Origin of the sequence: Clostridium sp. AF29-8BH, from assembly GCF_003478145.1 — a bacterium.
Classification (GTDB): Bacteria; Bacillota; Clostridia; order Lachnospirales; family Lachnospiraceae; genus Otoolea; species Otoolea fessa.
Map to the genome: position 1 here is coordinate 140240 of NZ_QUEL01000004.1, position 20231 is coordinate 160470.

Genomic DNA, 20231 nt, shown 5'->3' on the forward strand with positions numbered 1-20231 from the left:
TGAAGGAGAAGAAAAATGAAACGTTCAATGGAAACAACGTGCATCCAGGGCGGATGGCAGCCGAAAAATGGCGAGCCGAGAATTCTGCCGATCTACCAGAGCACGACCTTTAAGTATTCAACCAGTGAGCAGATGGGAAGACTCTTCGATCTGGAGGAAAACGGATATTTTTATACCCGTCTGGCAAACCCGACCAATGATGCAGTCGCAGATAAGATCCGTGAGCTGGAGGGCGGCGCGGCAGCAATGCTGACATCCTCCGGACAGGCGGCAAACTTTTATGCGGTATTTAATATCTGCGGCGCGGGCGATCATCTGGTCTGCTCGGCAACCGTATACGGCGGCACATCAAACCTGTTTGTCGTTACGATGAAAAAAATGGGCGTCGATGTTACGTTAGTTGACCCGGATGCGCCAGAAGAGGAGATCGAGAAGGCGATCCGCCCGAACACAAAGTGTATCTTCGGTGAGTCGATCGCAAACCCGGCTCTGGTAGTGTTGGATCTGGAAAAATTTGCCCGGATTGCACACAGAAATGGTATTCCATTTATTGTAGATAATACGTTTGCAACTCCGATCAACTGCCGTCCGTTCGAGTGGGGCGCAGATATTGTAACGCATTCTACTACAAAATATATGGATGGACATGCGATGACCGTTGGTGGCTGCATCGTGGACAGTGGCAACTTTGACTGGGAGGCGCATGCAGACAAATTCCCGGGTCTGACGACGCCAGATGAGTCTTACCACGGCATTATTTACACGAAGAAATTCGGTAAGGCGGCTTATATCACCAAGGCAACCGCACAGGTAATGCGTGATCTCGGTTCCATCCCGTCCCCGCAGAATTCCTTCTTATTGAATATCGGTCTGGAGACACTGCATCTGCGTGTGCCGCGCCACTGTGAGAATGCACAGAAGGTCGCCGAGTATTTACAGAGCCGTGAAGATGTGGCCTGGGTGAATTATCCGGGACTTGAAAATGATAAATACCATGCACTGGCGCAGAAATATATGCCGAACGGTACATGCGGCGTTATTTCTTTCGGCTTAAAGGGCGGTCGTCAGGCAGCTGGCGAGTTCATGGATAAGCTGAAACTGGCAGCCATCGTAACCCATGTTGCCGATGCGAGAACCTGCGTGCTGCATCCGGCAAGTCATACTCACCGTCAGCTCTCCGACGAGCAACTCAAGGAGGCGGGCGTTGATCCGAGCCTGATCCGTTTGAGTGTCGGAATTGAGAATGCGGATGATATCATCGAGGATATCCGTCAGGCACTGGAGGACTAAAATTCCAGGAAATGGCGCTATATAAGCCTTATGCGGAATATCAGTGAGATGTTTCAATGCGGTTGTTAAAATGAGCGCTTGCAATGACAGGTCAGTCGGGATGACACATAAATCTGTGTCAGTCTCTGGCTGACCTCTTGTTTTATTTGCAAAAATCTGTCATACTATGAGAAATGGCACTGTAGTTTTAAATGATATGACAGATGCCCGATGAACGAGATAGAGAAATGGACTGGTAGAAAATGGAAAAAATACTTAAAAAATTGAAAAAACTGCTGCGTCTGATTTTCGGGCGTACCACGCTGGGAACGCTGTTTCTGCTGATACAGATTCTTGTGCTCTTTGCCGGGTTTGACTGGTTTAGAGAGTACCTGATTTATATGTATGGCGGATCTGCGATACTCAGTGCCCTGATATTGATCTATATTATCAGCGATGAAGGAAACAGCACGATCAAGCTGTCCTGGGTTGTGCCGATTCTGGTATTTCCAGTGTTTGGAACGCTGTTTTATCTGTTTTTGACGCTGCAGCCTGGCACGCACCGTATTAACCGGCGGATCGAGGAAGTTGGGACAAAACTGCGTCCGTACCTTTTACAGGATCCGGAGGTGCTGGCACACTATGAGAGCATCAGCGCCAGCGGCGGCAATCTCGTCCGCTATATGAACCAGTACGGACGTTTCCCGGCGTATGAAAATACGGGGGCACGTTATTTCCCGCTGGGAGATGATATGTTTCCAGTATTATTGGAAGAACTCAAAAAAGCGGAACATTTTATATTTATGGAATATTTTATCGTAGAACACGGAGTGATGTGGGATGCGATTTTACAGGTGTTAGAGACGAAGGCCGCCGAGGGCGTGGAAGTCCGATTTATGTATGACGGCATGGGAAATCTCTTCACGCTGCCGCACGGCTATGAGAAGGCGATGCAGGAGAAGGGGATTCAGTGCAAGATTTTTGCGCCGGTGCGTCCGGCTCTCTCGAGTTATCAGAATAACCGCGATCACCGGAAGATCTGCGTGATTGATGGTCATACTGCGTTTACCGGAGGCGTGAACCTGGCGGATGAGTATATCAACCAGCGGGTGCGCTTTGGACACTGGAAGGACACGGCAGTCCTGATCAAAGGAAAAGCCGTGGATAGTTTTACGATGATGTTTCTGCAGCTCTGGGATGTGACGGAGCGGGATGGCGAGGAGTACCGCCGATTTTTATGTCCGCCGGAATTTCATATGCCGGCGGGGATGGCATACGGCGGCTTTGTGATGCCGTATGCGGACAGCCCGCTCGACGGGGAAAATGTCGGCGAGTCGGTGTACCTCGATATTTTAGGGCGTTCACGCCGGTATGTGCACATCACGACCCCGTATCTGATTCTCGATGATACGACGCTGGCGGCGCTCAAGTTTGCAGCAAAGCGCGGCGTGGAGGTCATTATTATCATGCCGCATATACCGGATAAGTTATATGCGTACCTGCTGGCTCGCAGCTATTATGCAGAGCTTCTGCGGGCTGGTGTCCAGATCTATGAATACACGCCGGGCTTTATCCATGCGAAGATGTTTACGAGCGACGATGAGAAGGCGGTGGTCGGAACGATCAACCTTGATTTCAGAAGCCTGTATCTGCATTTTGAGTGTGCGTCCTATTTCTTCCGCAATGCGGTTGTGATGGATGTGGAAGAAGATTTCCAGAAAACACTTGCAAAGAGCGAGCGGATCACTCTGGAAAACTGCCGGAAGTATCCGTTTATCCGGCGGTTTGCGGGGAAGGCGCTGCGGATTCTGGCGCCGCTTATGTAGAACTTCAAAACGAGAGATATGGCATATTTATGTTTTCTTGAATGAAAAACAAGGATAAATAAGCAAAAAATGTGAGAGCAAATGACGAACAGGGAGAGATAAACGTATGGAATGGCACGATGGAAGACACCGCTGCTGCTGGGCGAATCCAAAGAATGAATTGTATATCCGTTATCACGACGAGGAGTGGGGAAAGCTGGTTCGGGATGATGCGAAGCTCTTTGAGATGCTGATCCTTGAATGCTTTCAGGCAGGGCTTTCGTGGGAGTGCATTCTCAATAAGCGGGAGGCATTCCGCGCCGCGTTCGATGAATTTGACCTGGACAAGGTGTGCGGTTACGACGAGGCGAAGGAGGAAGCACTCCGGACCGCCCCGGGAATTGTACATAACCGGCTGAAAATTCATGCCGCTGTCACGAATGCACGGATATTCCGGGAAATTCAGAATGAATATGGGAGTTTTGACGCGTATCTGACTCACTGGACAGGAGATGCGGTGATTCATGAGACAGGCAAGGTCAGCTCGCCGCTCTCAGATGCAGTGTCGGCAGATCTCAAAAAGCGTGGGATGAAGTTTGCCGGGACGGTGATTATTTATTCGTATCTGCAGGCGGTCGGGCGGATTGAGTCGCATGAGGATGGATGCTTTCTGGAATATAAGATGTAAAATAACAAGATGGCAGGTGCAGGGAAAAGAGCGTGCCAGGGTTTTTGTTTCATGGGAAATTATGTCCTATGAAACAAAAAACGCTCCGCGAGGATGCGCACTCGCGCGAAGCAGAAACATGTTGCAAGCGACCGCGCTTGGCGCGAGAATGTGCCAAGGCACATTCTTTTTCACGGGAGGACGGAGCGATGGATTCCGAGAATGCGAATAAGAGTAAGAAGAAAAAGACTTCAAACATAATACAGATCTGCATCGGCGTGCTGGCGGTTGTGCTGGCGGCACTGATTATCGTGATGATGGGAATTGTCTCCAGTATTCAGGGAACGGCGCGTGTGGTCAATTATGCGGGACTGGTGCGCGGAAAGACACAGCGTATCATTAAATTGGAAATTTCCGATCAGCCGGAGGATGGTATGATTCAGGATATTGAGGCCTTCGTCGACGGTCTGCGGAATGGCAATGGCGAACTGGGGCTGGTGCGCCTTGATGACGGGGCGTTTCAGAGTAAGATGCAGGAGTTGGAGGAGTACTTTGCCGCGCTTCACTATGAAATCCTGCGTGTCCGAGAAGTCGGCTATGAGAATACAGAGATCATTGATAAGAGCGAGCGGTTCTTTGAAATCTGTGATGAGGCGACGGGACTGGCGGAGGCGTATTCCCAGAGGAAGGCATCCTCGCTGACGGTAATTGAAAAATATATCACGATTGATATTATTGTTCTGATGCTTCTGATTGGATATGAATTTATCAAGGCGGTGCGCTTTGCGGCGATGAACCGTGCGCTGCAGAAAAAGGTGTATTTGGACAAGGCGACCGGACTCCCCAATAAGAATAAATGCGAAGAATTGCTGGATGATCCGGAACCGGCGGCAGAGAATGTGGGAGTATGCAGTTTTGACCTGAATAATCTCCGCCGAATCAACAACAGCATGGGGCATGAGGCGGGGGATGCCTACATCAGGCGGTTCGCCGTCTGTCTGCGCGCGTCCATGCCTGCGGAACAGTTCGTAGGGCGGGACGGCGGCGATGAATTTATTGCCGTTACGCATGGTCTGGATGAGGAGGCCATGCGGGAATGCCTCACCCATGTGCGGGAGGCGATGACAGAGGAGTCAAAGGGATATCCGGATATGCCGCTCAGCTATGCGGCCGGGTATGCACTTGCCAGTGATTTTCCGGGCAGCACGATGCGGGAGCTTTTCAGTTTTGCCGATAAAAATATGTATATCAACAAAAACCATGTAAAGCGCGAGGAAGCGGCAGCGGAAAAACGGCTGGATTTCCACCTGCTCAAGCTTTTAAACCGGTACGGGAGAAACTTTTCGGATTGTCTCTACTGCGACGCGCACATGGATACTTACCGGGCACTCCGTGCCAGTGCTGATTTCTTTCTGGCGTCAGACGGAAGCTATTCCGGTGCGGCGGAGCAGATAGCAGCGGAACGGGTGGCTCGTGCTGACCGCGCCCACATCCGCCAGAGCCTGCAGGTTTCAGAGCTTTCCGGGAAGCTGCAGGCGGAGGGAGATCTACTCGAATTGCAGTATGACACGAACGGTCAGGGACTCTACAGCCGCCTGACGCTGATCCCGGTAGATTGGGATGAGGAAGGAAAGCTGCATCATTTCCTGCTGGCATTTGAGACGATCCGGAAAAGTTCAGAAGGGCGGGCAGATGCGAAGGAACAGCTGACGCTTTATTATGAACAGCTCAAACAGTCGATTCTGGAAAATGACAGCTATGTGGATGCACTCCTGGATCTGTCGGATATGATATATACAGTTAATTTGACAAAGGATATTCTGGAGAAGAGTGTTGTCCTGAATGGAAAAGACGAGGAATGCCGGGAGCTATTTATGGACTATCCGCTGCCGTGTTCTTACCGTGATTATTGCAGTGAATATATGAAGATGGTCACCCAGGAGACCTTGGGAAGCTATCGTCTGGCAGATGATCCGGCTAAGCTGTTGAAGCGGTTTGAGGCAGGGGAGAAACATATTTCTGTGGAATACTGTATCCAGGAGGAAGATGGCACGATCTGCTGGGTACAGAAAACAGTTCTGATGACGCAGACGATCGTGTTTGATACGGAGCTTTCTTGTGAGATGCCGGTGGTTCATGCGATCATTCTTCTGCAGGATACGTCGCAGATGCACGCGCGGGATGAACAGGAGCACGCGCGCCTGCAGGCGGCATTTGATGAAATGAGGACGGCAAACCGGGCGAAAACAGATTTCTTAAGCCGCATGAGCCACGATATCCGGACACCGCTCAATGGCATTATCGGGCTTTTGAAAATAGATGAGGCACATTTTGATGATAAGGAGATGCTGATGGAAAATCACCGGAAAATGCAGGTGGCGGCGGGGCATCTGCTGTCCCTCATCAATGATGTGCTGCAGATGAGCAAGCTGGAAGAAGGAAAGATCATTCTGGCACATGATTATATTTCATTGGCAGAGATGACGCACGATATCGTGAGCATCATCATCGAGCGCGCGGTAGATGCGGGCATTCAATGGGAGTATGATAAAAGAAAAGCGGAGATTCCGTATCCGTATATTTATGGCAGCCAGCTCCATCTGCGCCAGATTTTCCTGAATATTTATGGAAACTGCATCAAATACAATCATCCGGGCGGAAAAATCAGTACCAGGGTGGAGGCGCAGGATGTACGGGACGGCTGGTGCGTCTATAGGTGGACGATCTCGGACACGGGAGTTGGCATGAGCCAGGAATTTCTGGACCACATCTTTGATCCGTTTGTACAGGAGAAAAATGATGCACGCAGTGTTTATCAGGGAACTGGGCTTGGTATGACGATCGTCAAAGGCTGATTGAACAGATGCACGGAACCATCGAAGTGACGAGTGAGGTCGGCATTGGAACGACGTTTGTGGTGGAAATTCCATTTGAGATTGCACCGCCGCCGGAGGAGCTTCCGGTTAAGGAAGCAGCGCCGTCAGGAGATATTCACGGTTTGAAGCTGCTTTTGGCGGAGGACAATGAGTTGAATGCAGACATCGCGGAGACACTTCTGACCGATGCGGGTGCCCATGTCACGATTGTGGAGAACGGGAAGAAGGCATTAGACTGCTTTGAGGCGGCACCTCCGGGGACGTTCGATGCGATTCTCATGGATGTGATGATGCCGGTGATGGATGGTCTGGCTGCGACACGCGCGATCCGGGCGATTCCGCGGGCGGATGCAAGGCAGATTCCGATTCTTGCCATGACGGCAAATGCCTTTGAAGAGGATGCCAGGCAGTGCCTGGCGGCTGGGATGAATGTGCATCTGGCAAAACCACTGCAGATGGATAAGGTGGTAGCGGCGCTCATGGAGTGCTGCGGCAAAAAGAGGGATCTATAAAGTTTGGAAAGGGCGAAAAGGAACGCAGGTGGTATGAAAGCAATCTCTATTTACACGATTACCCGAAATCAGAATACGGAATACCTTCAAAAGCTGGAACGACAGCTTTCGGGGCGGGATGTGTTTCTGAAAATACGGGAATGGGAGCTGGACAGCATGAAAGCGCTGGTTTCGGAGTTGGAGAGACATATACAGGCGGTGTACGCACTGCGTTTTTTCTATTCCTTTCAGATTCCGAGACTGGGAAAAGAGTTTGATCTGCTTCAGATCAAGGAAGAACAGATTTTAAACCTTGAATTAAAGAGCGGACAGGTGTCGGATGAGGCGATCCGCAAGCAGCTCATACAGAACCGGTATTATCTGGCGGCGCTGGGAAAGCCGATTCGTTCGTACACTTATATTAGCAGCCAGAACCGCCTGGTGCGTCTGACGAATCATGACCGTATTGTGGAGGCGGACTGGGAACAGCTCTGCCGGGATTTGCAGCAGGAGAGTGCTGATTATCCAGGCGATATCGAAGACTTGTTTCAGGCGGAGCTGTACTTGATTTCTCCGCTTACAGAGCCGGGACGGTTCTTAAAGAAAGAATATTTCCTGACATACCAGCAGAGGGATATTGAACGCCAGATTTTAAAGAAAATCCGGGCAGACCGGACGGGATATTTCTGGTTTACCGGGCTTCCGGGGACGGGAAAAACGCTGCTTTTATATGATATTGCGATGAAACTCTCCGGGCGGCAGCGGGTGTGCATGATCCACTGCGGTGAAGCGGGAAAAGAGTGGAAGGTGCTGCATGAGCGGCTGCGGCGGGTGGAGTACCTGGCGGAGGATAGTGTTCAAACGGGAGCGGAAATCAGGTTTGAAGCATACAGCGCGATCTTAGTAGATGAGGCACACCTTCTGTCACCCAATACATTGGAAATTTTGCTGGAGATCGGCAAAACGCGTCCGGTTATTTTTTCCAGTAACTGTGAGGATATGATTTCGCCGGAAGAATTGGATCTGGGTGCAATAAAGCTCTTGGGGGAGCAGCCGGGAATCCAGACATTCCACCTGACGAATCGGATCCGTGCGAATGAAGAACTTTCCTATTTTATACAAAATATGATGCACCTGCCGCACGGACGCGGAATGCGGCACTATCCCCATGTCGCGGTGGTTTATGCCAACGATGAGTCAGAAGCAGCTAATTTGCTGAATGATTACATCCGTCAGGGATATGAGTGCCAGGAATCCGATTGGCAGGAAAAACTGGAAAAGCAATCCGATTCTGCCGTAGAAATACAATCTCGCCATACGCGAGAAGTCGATCGCATGGTGCATCGGCTGGATGGGCGCTATTATTATGATGAAATGGGATATCTGCGCTCGACGGAGCGTGATGTGAGACATCTTTTTTATCAGCTCAGCGAGGCAAAAGAAGAACTGGCGCTGGTGGTGATGGGAAATGAGAAGCTGTATGGAACGCTGCTGAACTTGTTTTAAGGTGTTTTGAAGGAAAAATTTTATATAAAATGTTGGAATGTGTTCAAAAAGCATATTTCCAACATTTTTTGTCGTTCATTATGCTAAGGACAAGAAAAAAGCCTCAGGCAGACACCTGAGGCCAGTTAAACTCGATTTAGGCTCTTTCAACTAAACCGGATCTTAAGCAAGAAGTACATACATACATCTTCTGAGCTCCGCCATTAGTTTTAACCTTAACAGACTTAACGTTAGCTTTCCACATTTTGTTAGATCTTCTATGTGAATGACTCACTGCATTACCAAAATGAGCAGCTTTCTCGCAGATTGCACACTTAGCCATCGTAGCACCTCCTTAACCGATCATTGGACTTCCTATTAAAATCCATAACAAAGGTATAATAGCAGAAAATAGGAAAATATGCAAGTGAAAAACCAAAAAAAATAAAAAAAGTTTTCGACAGATGTCTATTTTCTATTTCCTTTTTAACGTGGGTGGTGTATAATATACGCGTAAGCCATGAGTCATGCGGATAAAAAAGGCTGAAAAACGGTGTTGTGCTTGCACATAAGCCGTATTTCAGACATTTTTATCCATAGGGCGAAGCCCGTGAGCGAGATGGAGCGAAGCGGAATCGAGCTGCATGACGGGGTAGAGAGACGCATATATTTCATCCCACGCGCCGACACAGGAGCCGTTCAGGTCCGCATGTCCAGCCCGTGAAGTACTCATCCCACGCGCCGACACAGGAGCCGCCCCGGCTCCGCATGTCCAGCCCGTGAAAAATCATGGCATAAAATTCGAATCAAACAAAAACAAGTAAAGAAACGGAGGCTGTCAATATGAAAGGACGCATCGACAATAAAATGGGTTCGATCCAGATCGATCCGGAAGTAATTGCAATGTACGCCGGAACGACAGCAGTAGAATGCTTCGGTATCGTTGGCATGGCGGCTGTCAGTATGAAAGATGGTCTGGTAAGACTGCTTAAAAAAGAAAGCCTGACACACGGTATCAACGTAGCCATCAAGGACAATGCACTCAGCATCGATTTCCACGTAATCGTGGCATACGGAGTCAGCATCTCTACCGTTGCGGACAACCTGATCGAGAGTGTAAAATATAAAGTAGAAGAGTTTACTGGCATGAAGGTTGAGAAAATCAGCATTTATGTTGAAGGCGTAAGAGTGATAGATTAAGGAGGAACAAACCCTGTGGGCATGAATTATATAGATGCCGGGATGTTAAAGAATGCATTTCTGGCTGGAGCAAAGGGCCTGGAGGCCAACAAGGAATGGATCAATGAGCTGAACGTATTTCCTGTTCCAGATGGAGATACCGGTACGAACATGACGATGACGATTCTGTCAGCCGCCAGAGAAGTGGCAGCCGTTGAAAATCCGACGATGGAGGCGCTGGCGAGAGCGATTTCCTCCGGTTCCCTGCGTGGCGCACGAGGCAATTCCGGCGTTATCCTTTCACAGCTCTTCCGCGGATTTACGAAAGAGATTAAGACGGTAGATGTCATTACGACGAGTGTTCTCTCAGACGCATTTAACCGTGCGACGGAGACAGCTTATAAGGCAGTTATGAAGCCGAAGGAAGGTACGATTCTGACGGTTGCCAAGGGAATGGCGGATAAAGCGGCAGAACTGGCACCGCAGACCGAGGACGTACTTGAATTTTCAGAGAAAGTATTGGAGTACGGCGAATATGTTTTAAGCCAGACACCGGAGATGCTTCCGGTTCTGAAAGAGGCAGGTGTAGTGGATTCTGGCGGACAGGGTCTGATTCAGGTTATCAAGGGCTGTATTGAGGGCTTAAAAGGAAAAGTCGTGGATATCGACGCGGCAGTTACTCCGTCTGTATCGGGAAATGGAGCGGCAAAAACAGCAACAGGCGCCGGAAGCACGCAGGCAGCGGATATCCGTTTTGGTTATTGTACGGAATTTATTATCAATGCAGAAAAACCGGCGGATGAGACGACAGAGCAGGAACTGAAAGATTATCTGAGCACGATCGGCGACTCCTTGGTAGTTGTGGCAGATGATGATATTGTCAAGATTCACGTTCATACAAACGATCCAGGTCTGGCGATTCAGAAAGCACTGACCTACGGTTCCCTGTCCCGCATCAAGATTGACAATATGCGTGAGGAACATCAGGAGAAACTGATCAAAGATTTCGAACGTCTGGCGGCACAGCAGAAGGCAGAAGAGGAAGCCAAAGAGAAGAAGGAAGAACCACGCAAGAAATATGGATTTATCGCCGTATCGGTCGGAGAAGGTCTTTCTGAGATTTTCAAGGGTATCGGCGCTGACTATATCATCGAGGGCGGACAAACGATGAATCCGAGTACGGAGGATATGCTGGAAGCAATCGAAAAAGTCCATGCCGAGACAGTTTACATTCTGCCGAACAATAAAAATATTATTCTGGCGGCAGAGCAGGCAAAGAGCCTGTCAGAAGATACCAAGGTATATGTAGTTCCGTCCAAGACGGTTCCGCAGGGTATCACGGCGCTGATTAATTTTGCTCCGGATCTGACGGCGGAAGAAAATATGGAACAGATGTCCGAGGAGATGAGCCACGTTAAGACCGCTCAGATTACCTACGCAGTCCGCAATACATCGATCGATGGTATGGAGATCGCAGAGGGCGATATCATGGGGATCGGCGACAGCGGCATGCTGTCAGTTGGCAAGAATATCGAGGAGACCGCGATGGAGTCTCTTCGTAAGATGGTAGATGATGAGTCTGAGCTTGTGACGATCTATTATGGTGAGGATGTCACGGAAGAGGACGCAGAGGCATTCTGTGAGAAAGCCCGCAAAGAATTTATATCCTGCGAATTTGAATGCCAGAATGGCGGGCAGCCGATTTATTATTATATGATTTCGGTAGAGTAGATTTAGGTCGTTTAAAGTGATTGAAATGCGTTAAATGAATCTGCACTATTGGCTGAGAAAACGCAGATAACGAGAAAATGAATTTTCTATGTGATGGCGCAGATAAAACATTTGACGTATAAAACAAAATAATTCATAAGTATGAAATGAGGCAGGTCAGGGGAGAGATCCCTGCGTCCTGCCTCTCTTTCATTCCAATGTATTCCCGGATTTTTTGTCCGGTAACTGTCCGCGTGGCTGATTTTCCGGAGAATATTCTGAAAAGCAGGAGGAGATAAATGGAACAGCAGAATATAACCGCTGTCAAGGGCATCGGTGAAAAGACGGCAAAGCTATTTCAAAAAATAGGCGTGGAAACGGTGGAAGAACTGCTCCATTATTATCCGCGTGCTTATGATGAGTTTAAGGAACCGCAGCCGATCGCGGAACTGAAGGAAGATACGATCGCGGCAGTCGGCGGAATCCTGGCAAAAACGGCGGATGTGGTGCGGTATGGAGCGCGCCTGCAGGTTACGACGGCTGGATTGCGGGACAGCGGAGGCACACTGGCGCTGGCATGGTACAATATGCTATCTGCGCGGGACGCTCAAGGCGGGGGAACGCTTTATTTTCCGTGGCCGTGTGGTAAAAAAAAGGGGAAGACTTACGATGGAGCAGCCGGAGATCTACCGCCCGGAACAGTATGCGAAAGTCGTGTCGTCTATGCAGCCGGTTTACGGACAGACGAAGGGACTTGGCAATAAGACGATCGCAAAGGCAGTCACGGAAGCCCTCACGATGCACCAGATGGAACGGGAATATCTGTCGGCTGGTCTGCGGGAAAAGTACGGATTGGCGGAAATCAACTATGCGTTGGAGCACATCCATTTTCCGGCAAACCGGGAAGAACTGATGTTTTCCCGGAAACGTCTTGTGTTTGATGAATTTTTCATGTTCCTGATGTCAGTGCGCCTGCTCAAAGACAAAAAAGAAGATAAAAAGAGCGCATATCCATTTACGATTTCTGGGGAAATGGCGTCGGTGGAAGAGCGCCTCCCATATGCTCTGACCGGGGCACAGAAAAAGGTAATCCGGGAGGTGTACGCCGATTTGTCCGGCGGGCATATCATGACCCGATTGATTCAGGGCGACGTTGGTTCGGGTAAGACGATTGTGGCGATTCTGGCGTTGCTGCAGGCGGCGGCAAATGGATATCAGGGGGCGCTGATGGTGCCGACGGAGGTACTGGCGCGCCAGCATTACGAGTCGATGACCGAATTGTTTGCGTCGCTGGGAATCACATATCGTCCGGTGCTTCTGACCGGTTCGATGACAGCAAAGGAAAAACGGCTTGCCAGAGAGTCGATTGAAAATCATGAGGCAGATATCGTGATTGGAACCCACGCGCTGATTCAGGAAAAAGTGGTGTACGACAATCTGGCATTGGTAATCACGGATGAACAGCACCGTTTTGGAGTGGCGCAGCGGGAAATGCTGAGCAAAAAAGGCGGCGAGCCGCATGTGCTTGTCATGAGTGCGACGCCGATCCCGCGGACGCTGGCGATTATTTTATATGGGGATCTTGATATTTCCATCATTGATGAACTTCCGGCAAACCGGCAGCCGATCAAGAACTGTGTCGTGAACCGTGAATTTCGCCCGAATGCCTACCGTTTCATCGAAAATGAAGTCCGTGCCGGCCGTCAGGCATACGTCATCTGCCCGATGGTCGAGCCGAGCGAGATGCTGGAGGCAGAGAACGTCATCGATTATACCGAAGAGCTGCGCCGCGCCCTGTCCCCGTCGATCCGGGTGGAATATCTGCACGGAAAGATGAAGGGAAAAGAAAAAAATGCGATCATGGAAGCATTTGCGGCAAATGAGATTCATGTGCTGGTATCCACCACGGTCATCGAGGTCGGAATCAATGTCCCGAATGCCACCGTTATGATGATCGAAAATGCCGAGCGTTTCGGTCTGGCGCAGCTCCATCAGCTCCGCGGGCGCGTCGGTCGAGGAAAAGACCAGTCCTACTGCATCATGGTCAACGCCTCCGGCGAAGAAGACGCCGGAAAGCGGTTGGGTATTCTCAACAAGTCAAACGACGGCTTCTATATCGCCTCCGAAGACTTAAAACTGCGCGGCCCCGGCGACCTCTTCGGCGTCCGCCAGAGCGGCGATCTCGAATTCCATTTAGCGGATATATTTGCAGATGCAGATATATTGAAGGCAGTTTCGGATGAAGTGAAGAAATTAATGGATAAAGATCCGCTGTTGGAGGCGGAGGAGAATCAGGAGCTGAAACGGAAGATGAATGGATATTTAGAGAGAGGATGGGAGAAGGTGAATTTGTGATGGCTGGGGGTCGCGGAAATCAGGCATCTATGGTATTATATAAAACAAGAGAACAGTTTGCATGAGCTATTATGATAGATGGCGAAGAAATATGGGATTGTGCACTAAGGATGATCTATGGGGGAATGTTTATAGTGGAAACAGAGTATCTATTTGTAAATTTAAAATGGAATCAAATCTCTGAAACGGAAGATATAAAATATAGAGAGCCGATCCAGATAGGCATTGTGGCAGCAGATGAGGATTTACAAAAAGAAAAGATTTTTTCCAAGGCAATTCGATTAAGCGATCCGACTCATATAAATAAGGGCATGCTTAAGCTATATCGTACAACGTTGGAAAATATAATGAATGCAAATACGAAAGAAGATATATTTGGGCGAGTTGTACGCACATTTCCTACATATAAGTATATTGTTACATGGAACAGAGAAATATACAGTTTGTTTAAATATACGATGAAACAGTGCGGCTTTTCTATGAGGCGCCATACAGTGATTATTTTGCAGGATATATTAAGCATTGTTGCCAGCGATGGAAAAAGAAGGATTGGTTTTAGCCAGGCATTGGAGTATGCAGATATAGAATATGAGCCAAATTATTTAAATTATTCAAAACATGATGCCAATTATCTGTATCAGCTTTTTAAAGAAACCTATCAACAATATTCTTCCATGACATCGGATGATTATCGAATTACCAACGTTAAGACCAAAAGAATGCATGCAAGTGAGTGCCATTATGCCCGGAAGATGAAAATCGATCATGCGACAATCAGACCGCAGAGCGCAATATTTATAGGGTTTAAAATGTGTCAGGCATGTGCATCGAAACTGACATGGAATCAGTTGAAATGGGATGAAAAGGTAATACTCTCAAAGAAAGAAAAAGAAATAGCGTATTTGCGTCAACTTCCATTGACGGAAGAAAAGATGGAAAAAATATGTAAACAATTTGGAGTTACATATAATATCAGTAATGATGTCGTGTTTATAAAAACGGAATTTTCCAGCTGGATTGTATACCTGCGGGATGGAAAGGTTCATAAACTTTATCATGAAAATTATAGGCAAAGTGCATCAGCTTTTTTTAAAATGCAGAAGAAAAAGCTTACGGAAGGATACCATCAACAAAAACTGCTATCCGATCATTTCTATGATGTAGTTCAGTATATTAAGTACCATGATAAGGGAACGGTAAAGAGGATGGAGAAGAAGAGTCGGATAGAGCGATTGTTTGAGAAGATTGAGAGGGAGAAAAGAGAAAATACGTAGAATAGGATTATTTGTTATAATTATACATAACAATCTATTTTCACCATGGGAGGTGAACCTATGACTCAATCAGAAATTGAACTTCGTATAAAAGCTCTGGAACAGCAGGTTGCGGCGCTATTGCCCGGTTCTGTTGCCAAGAAGACAGTTAATGGCAGAGAATATTTTTATCATCGCTGGACGGAAAATAAAAAAAGAAGAGAAAAATATATCCCCATGAATCAAGTAGAAGCGATTCGTTCACAGGTAGAGCAGAGAAAGGTATTGGGGAACAGTTAAGAGCATTCGCAGATCCAGCTAAAAAACTGCGCAAGAGAGAATGCTTTCAACTACTTCATGATTTTATTTATGGGGAAGAACAGAACCGGGTGTTTATCCTCTACGGACTGCGTCGAACCGGGAAAACGACACTGATCCGTCAGATTTTTGCTGAGATGAGTGGTGAAAACCTGGGAAAAGCCGTGTTTATTCAAGTGACAGCAAAGGATACGCTGGCGAATGTGAATCAGGATTTAAAATTATTGGAAGCACAAGGATTTCGGTATGTTTTTTTAGATGAAGTGACATTGATGGAGGATTTCATTGAAGGAGCAGCGCTGTTTTCGGATGTGTTTGCAGCCAGCGGAATGAAAATTGTGCTGGCTGGTACGGATTTCCTTAATTGATGAGTACATCCGGTATGGCGGAACAATGAGTCTTGGTGGAGCTCACTATAATGAAACTTCTACGTTTGCGAATGCTGAAAGTGCGGATGAATATGTAGATGTGGCGATTGCAAGAAATATTCAGCATTCATTGCGCGGCTACCAATATGAGGGACATTTTCGCCATCTGCGGGATTTGTATGAGAAAAATGAATTGACTAGCGCGATCAACCGGGTGGTGGAAAATATTAATCATCGATTTACATTGGAAGTTTTGACACAGGACTTTAAGTCTCATGATTTGGGGATTTCTGCAAATAATCTTCGACGTGACCGAAAAAATCCAACCGATATTTTGGATCGAATTGACCTCTCAGCGGTAACGGCTTGTTTGCGGAACTTGCTGGAAATCAGGAATAAAGAAGAACGTAAGGTGAAACTGGATGATATTCATGTGGCGGAAATTAAGGAATATCTGGATTTGCTCGATTTGACGCAGGAAATTGATGTGATGCATCTACCGAATGTTGGAGAAAAGTCAAGCCGTACAGTGATTGCACAGCCGGGGCTACGCTATACCCAGGTGGATGCGTTGATTGGCAGTTTGCTATTGGATGAAACATTTGGAGAACTATCCCTGCCAGAGCGAATGGCTGTCCAGAAGTGGATTTTGAATGAGATCAAAGGGAGAATGTTGGAAGATATCGTTCTGCTCGAGACGAAGATGGCAAATCTGAAAAAACAAGTATTTGTGCTTCAATTTCCGGTGGGCGAGTTTGACATGGTAGTATTTGATCCGGTAGCAGCTTCGTGCCAGATTTTTGAAATCAAGCACAGTGAGGAGGCGGTTCGAGGTCAATACCGACATCTGATAGATGGGGAGAAATGCGCTCAGACGGAACATAGATATGGACCTATTACGGGAAGAACGGTTCTTTATCGTGGGGAGAATCGGGAGATGGATGGGGTGCAGTATTGGAATGTTGAGTAGTATTTGAAGAATATTAATATTTAAAGAAGAGATGGATGCGAAGAGGGTATCTGGTTAGATATGGATAATAATACGTTACAAAAGACGACAGGAGGATTACATCATGGAACGAGTAGTAAAATTTTTAAAAGAAGCAGAGACATATTATTTGGCAACAGTGGAAGGCGACCAGCCAAGAGTTAGACCTTTTGGAACAGCACACATTTTTGAAGGGAAGCTGTATATTCAGACTGGAAAGGTAAAGGATGTTTCAAAGCAGATTCACGCAAACCCGAGGTAGAAATCTGTGCATTTAAAAATGGCAAGTGGCTTCGTGTAGCCGGAGAACTTGTAGAAGATGACAGGAGAGAAGCAAGACAGTCTATGCTTGATGCTTATCCATCTTTACAGAAGATGTATTCTGTAGATGATGGCAACACAGAGGTATTTTATTTTAAGAATGCCATTGCTACATTTTCATCATTTACACATGAGCCGGAAGTAGTGAAGTTTTAATGACTAAGGATGAATGGTACAAGCAGTTATTTGAGCGACTGGATAATTCCAAGTTCCGAAGCAGTTTCCATCTGAAGCAGAAAGATATTGATTATATAAACGGAAAAGGGTTGGACACAATCCGGCAACATGCAAAGGATTTTATTGCAAAGAGAGAAGCTCCGGCATATATGGCGAATGATGGCAAGCAGACACCAATGCGTGGTCATCCGGTATTTATTGCCCAGCATGCAACGGCAACATGTTGCAGGGAGTGCATCCGAAAGTGGCATAAAATGCAACCTGGAAAGGAACTAAGTCAGGTGCAGCAGGATTATCTTGTAGATGTAATTATGACATGGATTCAAAAAGAAATGGAGAGGCAGGAGCATAAAATATGAGCTTAAAAAATGTATTGATTGTTGTTGATAATATTGACGAATCAATTGATTTTTATGAAGAACTGTTTGGATTGCGTGTTATTACAAGGCTGGAAGGCAATGTAATAATGTCTGAGGGGCTTGCGCTGCAGGATGTAGATGTATGGTATGACAGCACAAAAATACCTACAACTCCACATAACAATATGACGGAACTTTATTTTGAAGATAATGATATAGAAGGTATTATTAAAAAACTGGAGTCTGGCAAGTATATTGTAAGTTATGCTACGGAATTAACGGAACTTGATGGTGGACAGAAACTTGTAAGATTTTATGATCCATCAGGAAATCTTATAGAAGTACGAACTCCTGTTAATTACAACTGAAGAAAGCGGATTTGAGGAAAAATGCAGATATTTGTAGACGCGGATGCGTGTCCGGTAGTGGACATTGTTGAGGCAATAGCAGAGAAATACAATATTTCCACCACATTGCTGTGTGATACGAATCATATTTTGTATTCTGATTATAGCAGGGTGATTGTAGTAGGTGCAGGAGCAGATGCTGTAGATTATAAGTTGATTAGCATTTGTCATAAAGGGGATGTAGTAGTATCGCAGGATTATGGTGTCGCTGCTATGGCACTTGGGAAAGGTGCATATGCTATTCACCAATCCGGTAAGTGGTATACTAATGAGAATATTGACCAGATGCTTATGGAGCGGCATCTTAACAAAAAGGCAAGACGTAGCGCGCATAAGAATCATATGAAAGGACCGAGAAAGCGTACAGAAGAAGATGATGTATGCTTTGCACAGTCATTTGAAAAGCTTATATTGATGGCAAAGTCAAAAGAAGGTGCTCAGAGTGGGACTATTTAAGAAAAAGACAGTTACAAAGACATATGATAAGGGAAATAAGAAACCAGTAATCAAGGCGAGCATTTGTAATGGAGAGCAGGTTGCAGGCTTTAAGGACATTCATACAGGTAAGATAGAAGAGGTTATGCTGATTAAAAATCAAGCAGATCTTGATGTATTCAAGAAAATGTATGGAATAGACGGCGAGATAGAGAAGGAATATTAAACAATGTATTTGATTAAGACGATAAAGGGTGACATAACAAAAGTAACAGACGTGCAGGCAATCGTAAATGCAGCAAACAACTCACTGCTTGGCGGAGGCGGTGTAGATGGTGCGATTCATAGAGCGGCAGGACCGGAACTTCTGGCGGAATGCAGGACACTTCATGGATGTGAGACCGGAGAAGCAAAGATAACAAAAGCATATAATTTGCCATGCGATTATGTTATTCATACTGTAGGACCGATATGGAATGGTGGTAGGGATAGAGAAGAGGAACTTCTTGCTAACTGTTATTTTAATTCTATGAAGCTGGCAATGGATAATGGAATCAGGTCTATTGCATTTCCTTCTATATCAACAGGAGTATATAGTTTCCCGGTTGAGTTAGCGGCAAAGATTGCGGTACATACAGCAGACAGATTCTTGCAGGAAAATCCGGATTGCTTTGATCTGGTGGAGTGGGTGCTATTTGATACTCACACTGAATCAGTGTACGAAGCTGAGGTTGATAAGTTATACGACAAATAAAATGACGAAAGGGAGCTTTTATGTACGCTGAAAAAACAGATTATGATGATATTGAAATGTCGAGCAATAAGCTGTACGCCTGTGGAGAGAGAAACAGTTATTCCAAAACGGATCCAGATGCAACTTTATGGGAATGAAGGAAGATCACATGCTAAATGGTCAGCTCAAACCAGCTTATAATTTACAGCATGAAGTTGATTCGGAATATATTACTTGGCTCACAGTAAACCCAAATCCAACAGATACCAAAACACTAATCCCATTTTTGAAAGATATGGAACAGAACCTGAGATTCAAGTACACAGAGATTGTTGCTGATGCTGGTTATGCTTTCATGTTTTTTCTCGTTAAACAGGCGGATTTCGTTTGGACGAATTGACGCTTCGTTTGAACTGTAGTATAATGATAGCGATGCTATTAAAATGTTTTTTGTATTCAGTTTTAGGAGGTAGAGTTAATGAACGGCTATATGACAACAAAAGAAGCTGCCGAGAAATGGAACATCACAGTAAGACAGGTTCAAAATCATTGTAAGAATGGTCGTATAACAGGTGTTCTAAAAATCGGCACAAACTGGCTGATCCCGGAAGGAACACAGCGCCCCAAATATACTTTTATATGTGAGAGTATTCCTGAGTCTGCTGAAACTGAAACAAAATAATAGCAACCCGTTTTTAGAACATACTGTTGTTTGAAATTACCATGAGCAATTATAGCTGGAGGTGATAGTATGGCGTTGCGAATTCCGTGGGACAAGCAAGAAACTGCATTGCTCATTGATGCGTACTTGCGTTTGAAAAATAAAGAACTGTCTCAGCAGGAAGCAGTAAAAGAAGTTTCTACACTCCTCAGGCGTCGAGCAATTCTATCTGGCATGGAAATAGACGATGTGTTCCGTAATACAAACGGAATTACAATGCAAATGAAAATCATAGGCGGGCTGCTAGATAATCGTCCTCAGGTTTGCATAGTGCCACAAAAATGTTCAACGAAATGGTGAGATTATATAAAAGC

Annotated in this window: 20 protein-coding genes and 3 pseudogenes; 22 read left to right on the top strand and 1 reads right to left on the bottom strand. The window is 46.5% G+C overall.

Going from position 1 to position 20231, the window contains the following annotated elements; all coding sequences use genetic code 11:
• Window positions 1–15 precede the first annotated feature (15 nt).
• The 6 genes from DWZ16_RS04770 to DWZ16_RS04790 all read left to right on the top strand — a co-directional run bounded on the left by DWZ16_RS04770 (window position 16) and on the right by DWZ16_RS04790 (window position 8614).
• Complete coding sequence (locus tag DWZ16_RS04770; RefSeq protein ID WP_106999780.1) at window positions 16–1290, top strand: O-acetylhomoserine aminocarboxypropyltransferase/cysteine synthase family protein; 1275 nt, start codon at window positions 16–18, stop codon at window positions 1288–1290.
• Between the two features lie 242 nt (window positions 1291–1532).
• Window positions 1533–3095, top strand: a complete 1563-nt coding sequence (gene cls / locus DWZ16_RS04775; protein WP_118491338.1) for a cardiolipin synthase — start codon at window positions 1533–1535, stop codon at window positions 3093–3095.
• Window positions 3096–3201: 106 nt separating this feature from the next.
• Complete coding sequence (locus DWZ16_RS04780; RefSeq protein ID WP_118481762.1) at window positions 3202–3762, top strand: DNA-3-methyladenine glycosylase I; 561 nt, start codon at window positions 3202–3204, stop codon at window positions 3760–3762.
• A gap of 188 nt (window positions 3763–3950) precedes the next feature.
• Complete coding sequence (locus tag DWZ16_RS04785; protein ID WP_243021924.1) at window positions 3951–6596, top strand: diguanylate cyclase domain-containing protein; 2646 nt, start codon at window positions 3951–3953, stop codon at window positions 6594–6596.
• 8 nt (window positions 6597–6604) lie between these two features.
• Window positions 6605–7129: a response regulator gene (locus DWZ16_RS15955; RefSeq protein WP_243021925.1), complete on the top strand. Its 525-nt coding sequence runs from the start codon at window positions 6605–6607 to the stop codon at window positions 7127–7129.
• 33 nt (window positions 7130–7162) lie between these two features.
• Complete coding sequence (locus DWZ16_RS04790) at window positions 7163–8614, top strand: AAA family ATPase (RefSeq protein WP_118481764.1); 1452 nt, start codon at window positions 7163–7165, stop codon at window positions 8612–8614.
• A 136-nt stretch (window positions 8615–8750) separates the two neighbouring features.
• On the opposite strand, the gene rpmB is transcribed toward DWZ16_RS04790, so the two are convergent.
• The gene (rpmB, locus tag DWZ16_RS04795; protein WP_003504147.1) at window positions 8751–8936 is read right to left on the bottom strand and encodes a 50S ribosomal protein L28; all 186 of its coding nucleotides are present in this window, start codon (window positions 8934–8936) and stop codon (window positions 8751–8753) included.
• Window positions 8937–9436: 500 nt separating this feature from the next.
• On the opposite strand from rpmB, the gene DWZ16_RS04800 reads away from it, so the two are divergent.
• From DWZ16_RS04800 to DWZ16_RS04865, 16 genes and pseudogenes are all read left to right on the top strand, one after another.
• Window positions 9437–9793, top strand: a complete 357-nt coding sequence (locus DWZ16_RS04800) for an Asp23/Gls24 family envelope stress response protein (RefSeq protein WP_106999821.1) — start codon at window positions 9437–9439, stop codon at window positions 9791–9793.
• A 15-nt stretch (window positions 9794–9808) separates the two neighbouring features.
• Window positions 9809–11503, top strand: coding sequence for a DAK2 domain-containing protein (locus DWZ16_RS04805; protein WP_118481765.1), 1695 nt, complete (start codon window positions 9809–9811; stop codon window positions 11501–11503).
• Between the two features lie 278 nt (window positions 11504–11781).
• Window positions 11782–13837 (top strand): annotated as a pseudogene (recG, locus tag DWZ16_RS04810) (ATP-dependent DNA helicase RecG).
• Between the two features lie 71 nt (window positions 13838–13908).
• Window positions 13909–15111, top strand: coding sequence for a hypothetical protein (locus DWZ16_RS04815; protein WP_118522370.1), 1203 nt, complete (start codon window positions 13909–13911; stop codon window positions 15109–15111).
• 60 nt (window positions 15112–15171) lie between these two features.
• The gene (locus DWZ16_RS15960; protein ID WP_243021926.1) at window positions 15172–15390 is read left to right on the top strand and encodes a hypothetical protein; all 219 of its coding nucleotides are present in this window, start codon (window positions 15172–15174) and stop codon (window positions 15388–15390) included.
• 89 nt (window positions 15391–15479) lie between these two features.
• Window positions 15480–15776, top strand: coding sequence for an AAA family ATPase (locus DWZ16_RS15965; RefSeq protein ID WP_243021927.1), 297 nt, complete (start codon window positions 15480–15482; stop codon window positions 15774–15776).
• Between the two features lie 25 nt (window positions 15777–15801).
• The gene (locus tag DWZ16_RS15970) at window positions 15802–16746 is read left to right on the top strand and encodes a hypothetical protein (RefSeq protein WP_243021928.1); all 945 of its coding nucleotides are present in this window, start codon (window positions 15802–15804) and stop codon (window positions 16744–16746) included.
• Window positions 16747–16849: 103 nt separating this feature from the next.
• Window positions 16850–17241, top strand: a pseudogene (locus tag DWZ16_RS04825) (pyridoxamine 5'-phosphate oxidase family protein).
• On the top strand, window positions 17241–17621 hold the full coding sequence (locus tag DWZ16_RS04830) for a DUF4186 domain-containing protein (RefSeq protein ID WP_118522371.1): 381 nt from the start codon (window positions 17241–17243) through the stop codon (window positions 17619–17621). The pseudogene DWZ16_RS04825 and the gene DWZ16_RS04830 overlap by 1 nt, the downstream one beginning before the upstream one ends.
• Window positions 17618–17989, top strand: coding sequence for a VOC family protein (locus tag DWZ16_RS04835; protein WP_118522372.1), 372 nt, complete (start codon window positions 17618–17620; stop codon window positions 17987–17989). Before DWZ16_RS04830 ends, DWZ16_RS04835 begins: the two co-directional genes overlap by 4 nt.
• Before the next feature lie 21 nt (window positions 17990–18010).
• Complete coding sequence (locus tag DWZ16_RS04840; protein ID WP_118522373.1) at window positions 18011–18484, top strand: YaiI/YqxD family protein; 474 nt, start codon at window positions 18011–18013, stop codon at window positions 18482–18484.
• A complete protein-coding gene (locus tag DWZ16_RS04845) occupies window positions 18471–18689 on the top strand; it encodes an aspartate dehydrogenase (RefSeq protein WP_118522374.1) in 219 nt (72 codons plus the stop codon). Before DWZ16_RS04840 ends, DWZ16_RS04845 begins: the two co-directional genes overlap by 14 nt.
• A 3-nt stretch (window positions 18690–18692) precedes the next feature.
• A complete protein-coding gene (locus DWZ16_RS04850; protein WP_118522375.1) occupies window positions 18693–19217 on the top strand; it encodes an O-acetyl-ADP-ribose deacetylase in 525 nt (174 codons plus the stop codon).
• Window positions 19218–19300: 83 nt separating this feature from the next.
• A pseudogene (locus DWZ16_RS04855) lies at window positions 19301–19545 on the top strand (IS5/IS1182 family transposase); the annotation flags it as partial.
• A 129-nt stretch (window positions 19546–19674) separates the two neighbouring features.
• Window positions 19675–19878: a helix-turn-helix domain-containing protein gene (locus DWZ16_RS04860; protein ID WP_118522376.1), complete on the top strand. Its 204-nt coding sequence runs from the start codon at window positions 19675–19677 to the stop codon at window positions 19876–19878.
• A gap of 69 nt (window positions 19879–19947) precedes the next feature.
• Complete coding sequence (locus DWZ16_RS04865) at window positions 19948–20217, top strand: hypothetical protein (RefSeq protein ID WP_118522377.1); 270 nt, start codon at window positions 19948–19950, stop codon at window positions 20215–20217.
• Window positions 20218–20231 lie beyond the last annotated feature (14 nt).

Bases quoted from the DNA above. Each gene is read 5' to 3' on its own strand.
- DWZ16_RS04835 (WP_118522372.1), top strand. From the start codon at position 17,618: ATGAGCTTAAAAAATGTATTGATTGTTGTTGATAATATTGACGAATCA.
- DWZ16_RS04865 (WP_118522377.1), top strand. From the start codon at position 19,948: ATGGCGTTGCGAATTCCGTGGGACAAGCAAGAAACTGCATTGCTCATT.
- DWZ16_RS15970 (WP_243021928.1), top strand. From the start codon at position 15,802: ATGAGTCTTGGTGGAGCTCACTATAATGAAACTTCTACGTTTGCGAAT.
- DWZ16_RS04780 (WP_118481762.1), top strand. From the start codon at position 3,202: ATGGAATGGCACGATGGAAGACACCGCTGCTGCTGGGCGAATCCAAAG.
- DWZ16_RS04850 (WP_118522375.1), top strand. From the start codon at position 18,693: ATGTATTTGATTAAGACGATAAAGGGTGACATAACAAAAGTAACAGAC.
- rpmB (WP_003504147.1), bottom strand. From the start codon at position 8,936: ATGGCTAAGTGTGCAATCTGCGAGAAAGCTGCTCATTTTGGTAATGCA.
- DWZ16_RS15960 (WP_243021926.1), top strand. From the start codon at position 15,172: ATGACTCAATCAGAAATTGAACTTCGTATAAAAGCTCTGGAACAGCAG.
- DWZ16_RS04790 (WP_118481764.1), top strand. From the start codon at position 7,163: ATGAAAGCAATCTCTATTTACACGATTACCCGAAATCAGAATACGGAA.
- cls (WP_118491338.1), top strand. From the start codon at position 1,533: ATGGAAAAAATACTTAAAAAATTGAAAAAACTGCTGCGTCTGATTTTC.
- DWZ16_RS04785 (WP_243021924.1), top strand. From the start codon at position 3,951: ATGGATTCCGAGAATGCGAATAAGAGTAAGAAGAAAAAGACTTCAAAC.
- DWZ16_RS15955 (WP_243021925.1), top strand. From the start codon at position 6,605: ATGCACGGAACCATCGAAGTGACGAGTGAGGTCGGCATTGGAACGACG.
- DWZ16_RS04860 (WP_118522376.1), top strand. From the start codon at position 19,675: ATGAACGGCTATATGACAACAAAAGAAGCTGCCGAGAAATGGAACATC.
- DWZ16_RS04770 (WP_106999780.1), top strand. From the start codon at position 16: ATGAAACGTTCAATGGAAACAACGTGCATCCAGGGCGGATGGCAGCCG.
- DWZ16_RS04815 (WP_118522370.1), top strand. From the start codon at position 13,909: ATGATAGATGGCGAAGAAATATGGGATTGTGCACTAAGGATGATCTAT.
- DWZ16_RS04840 (WP_118522373.1), top strand. From the start codon at position 18,011: ATGCAGATATTTGTAGACGCGGATGCGTGTCCGGTAGTGGACATTGTT.
- DWZ16_RS04800 (WP_106999821.1), top strand. From the start codon at position 9,437: ATGAAAGGACGCATCGACAATAAAATGGGTTCGATCCAGATCGATCCG.
- DWZ16_RS04830 (WP_118522371.1), top strand. From the start codon at position 17,241: ATGACTAAGGATGAATGGTACAAGCAGTTATTTGAGCGACTGGATAAT.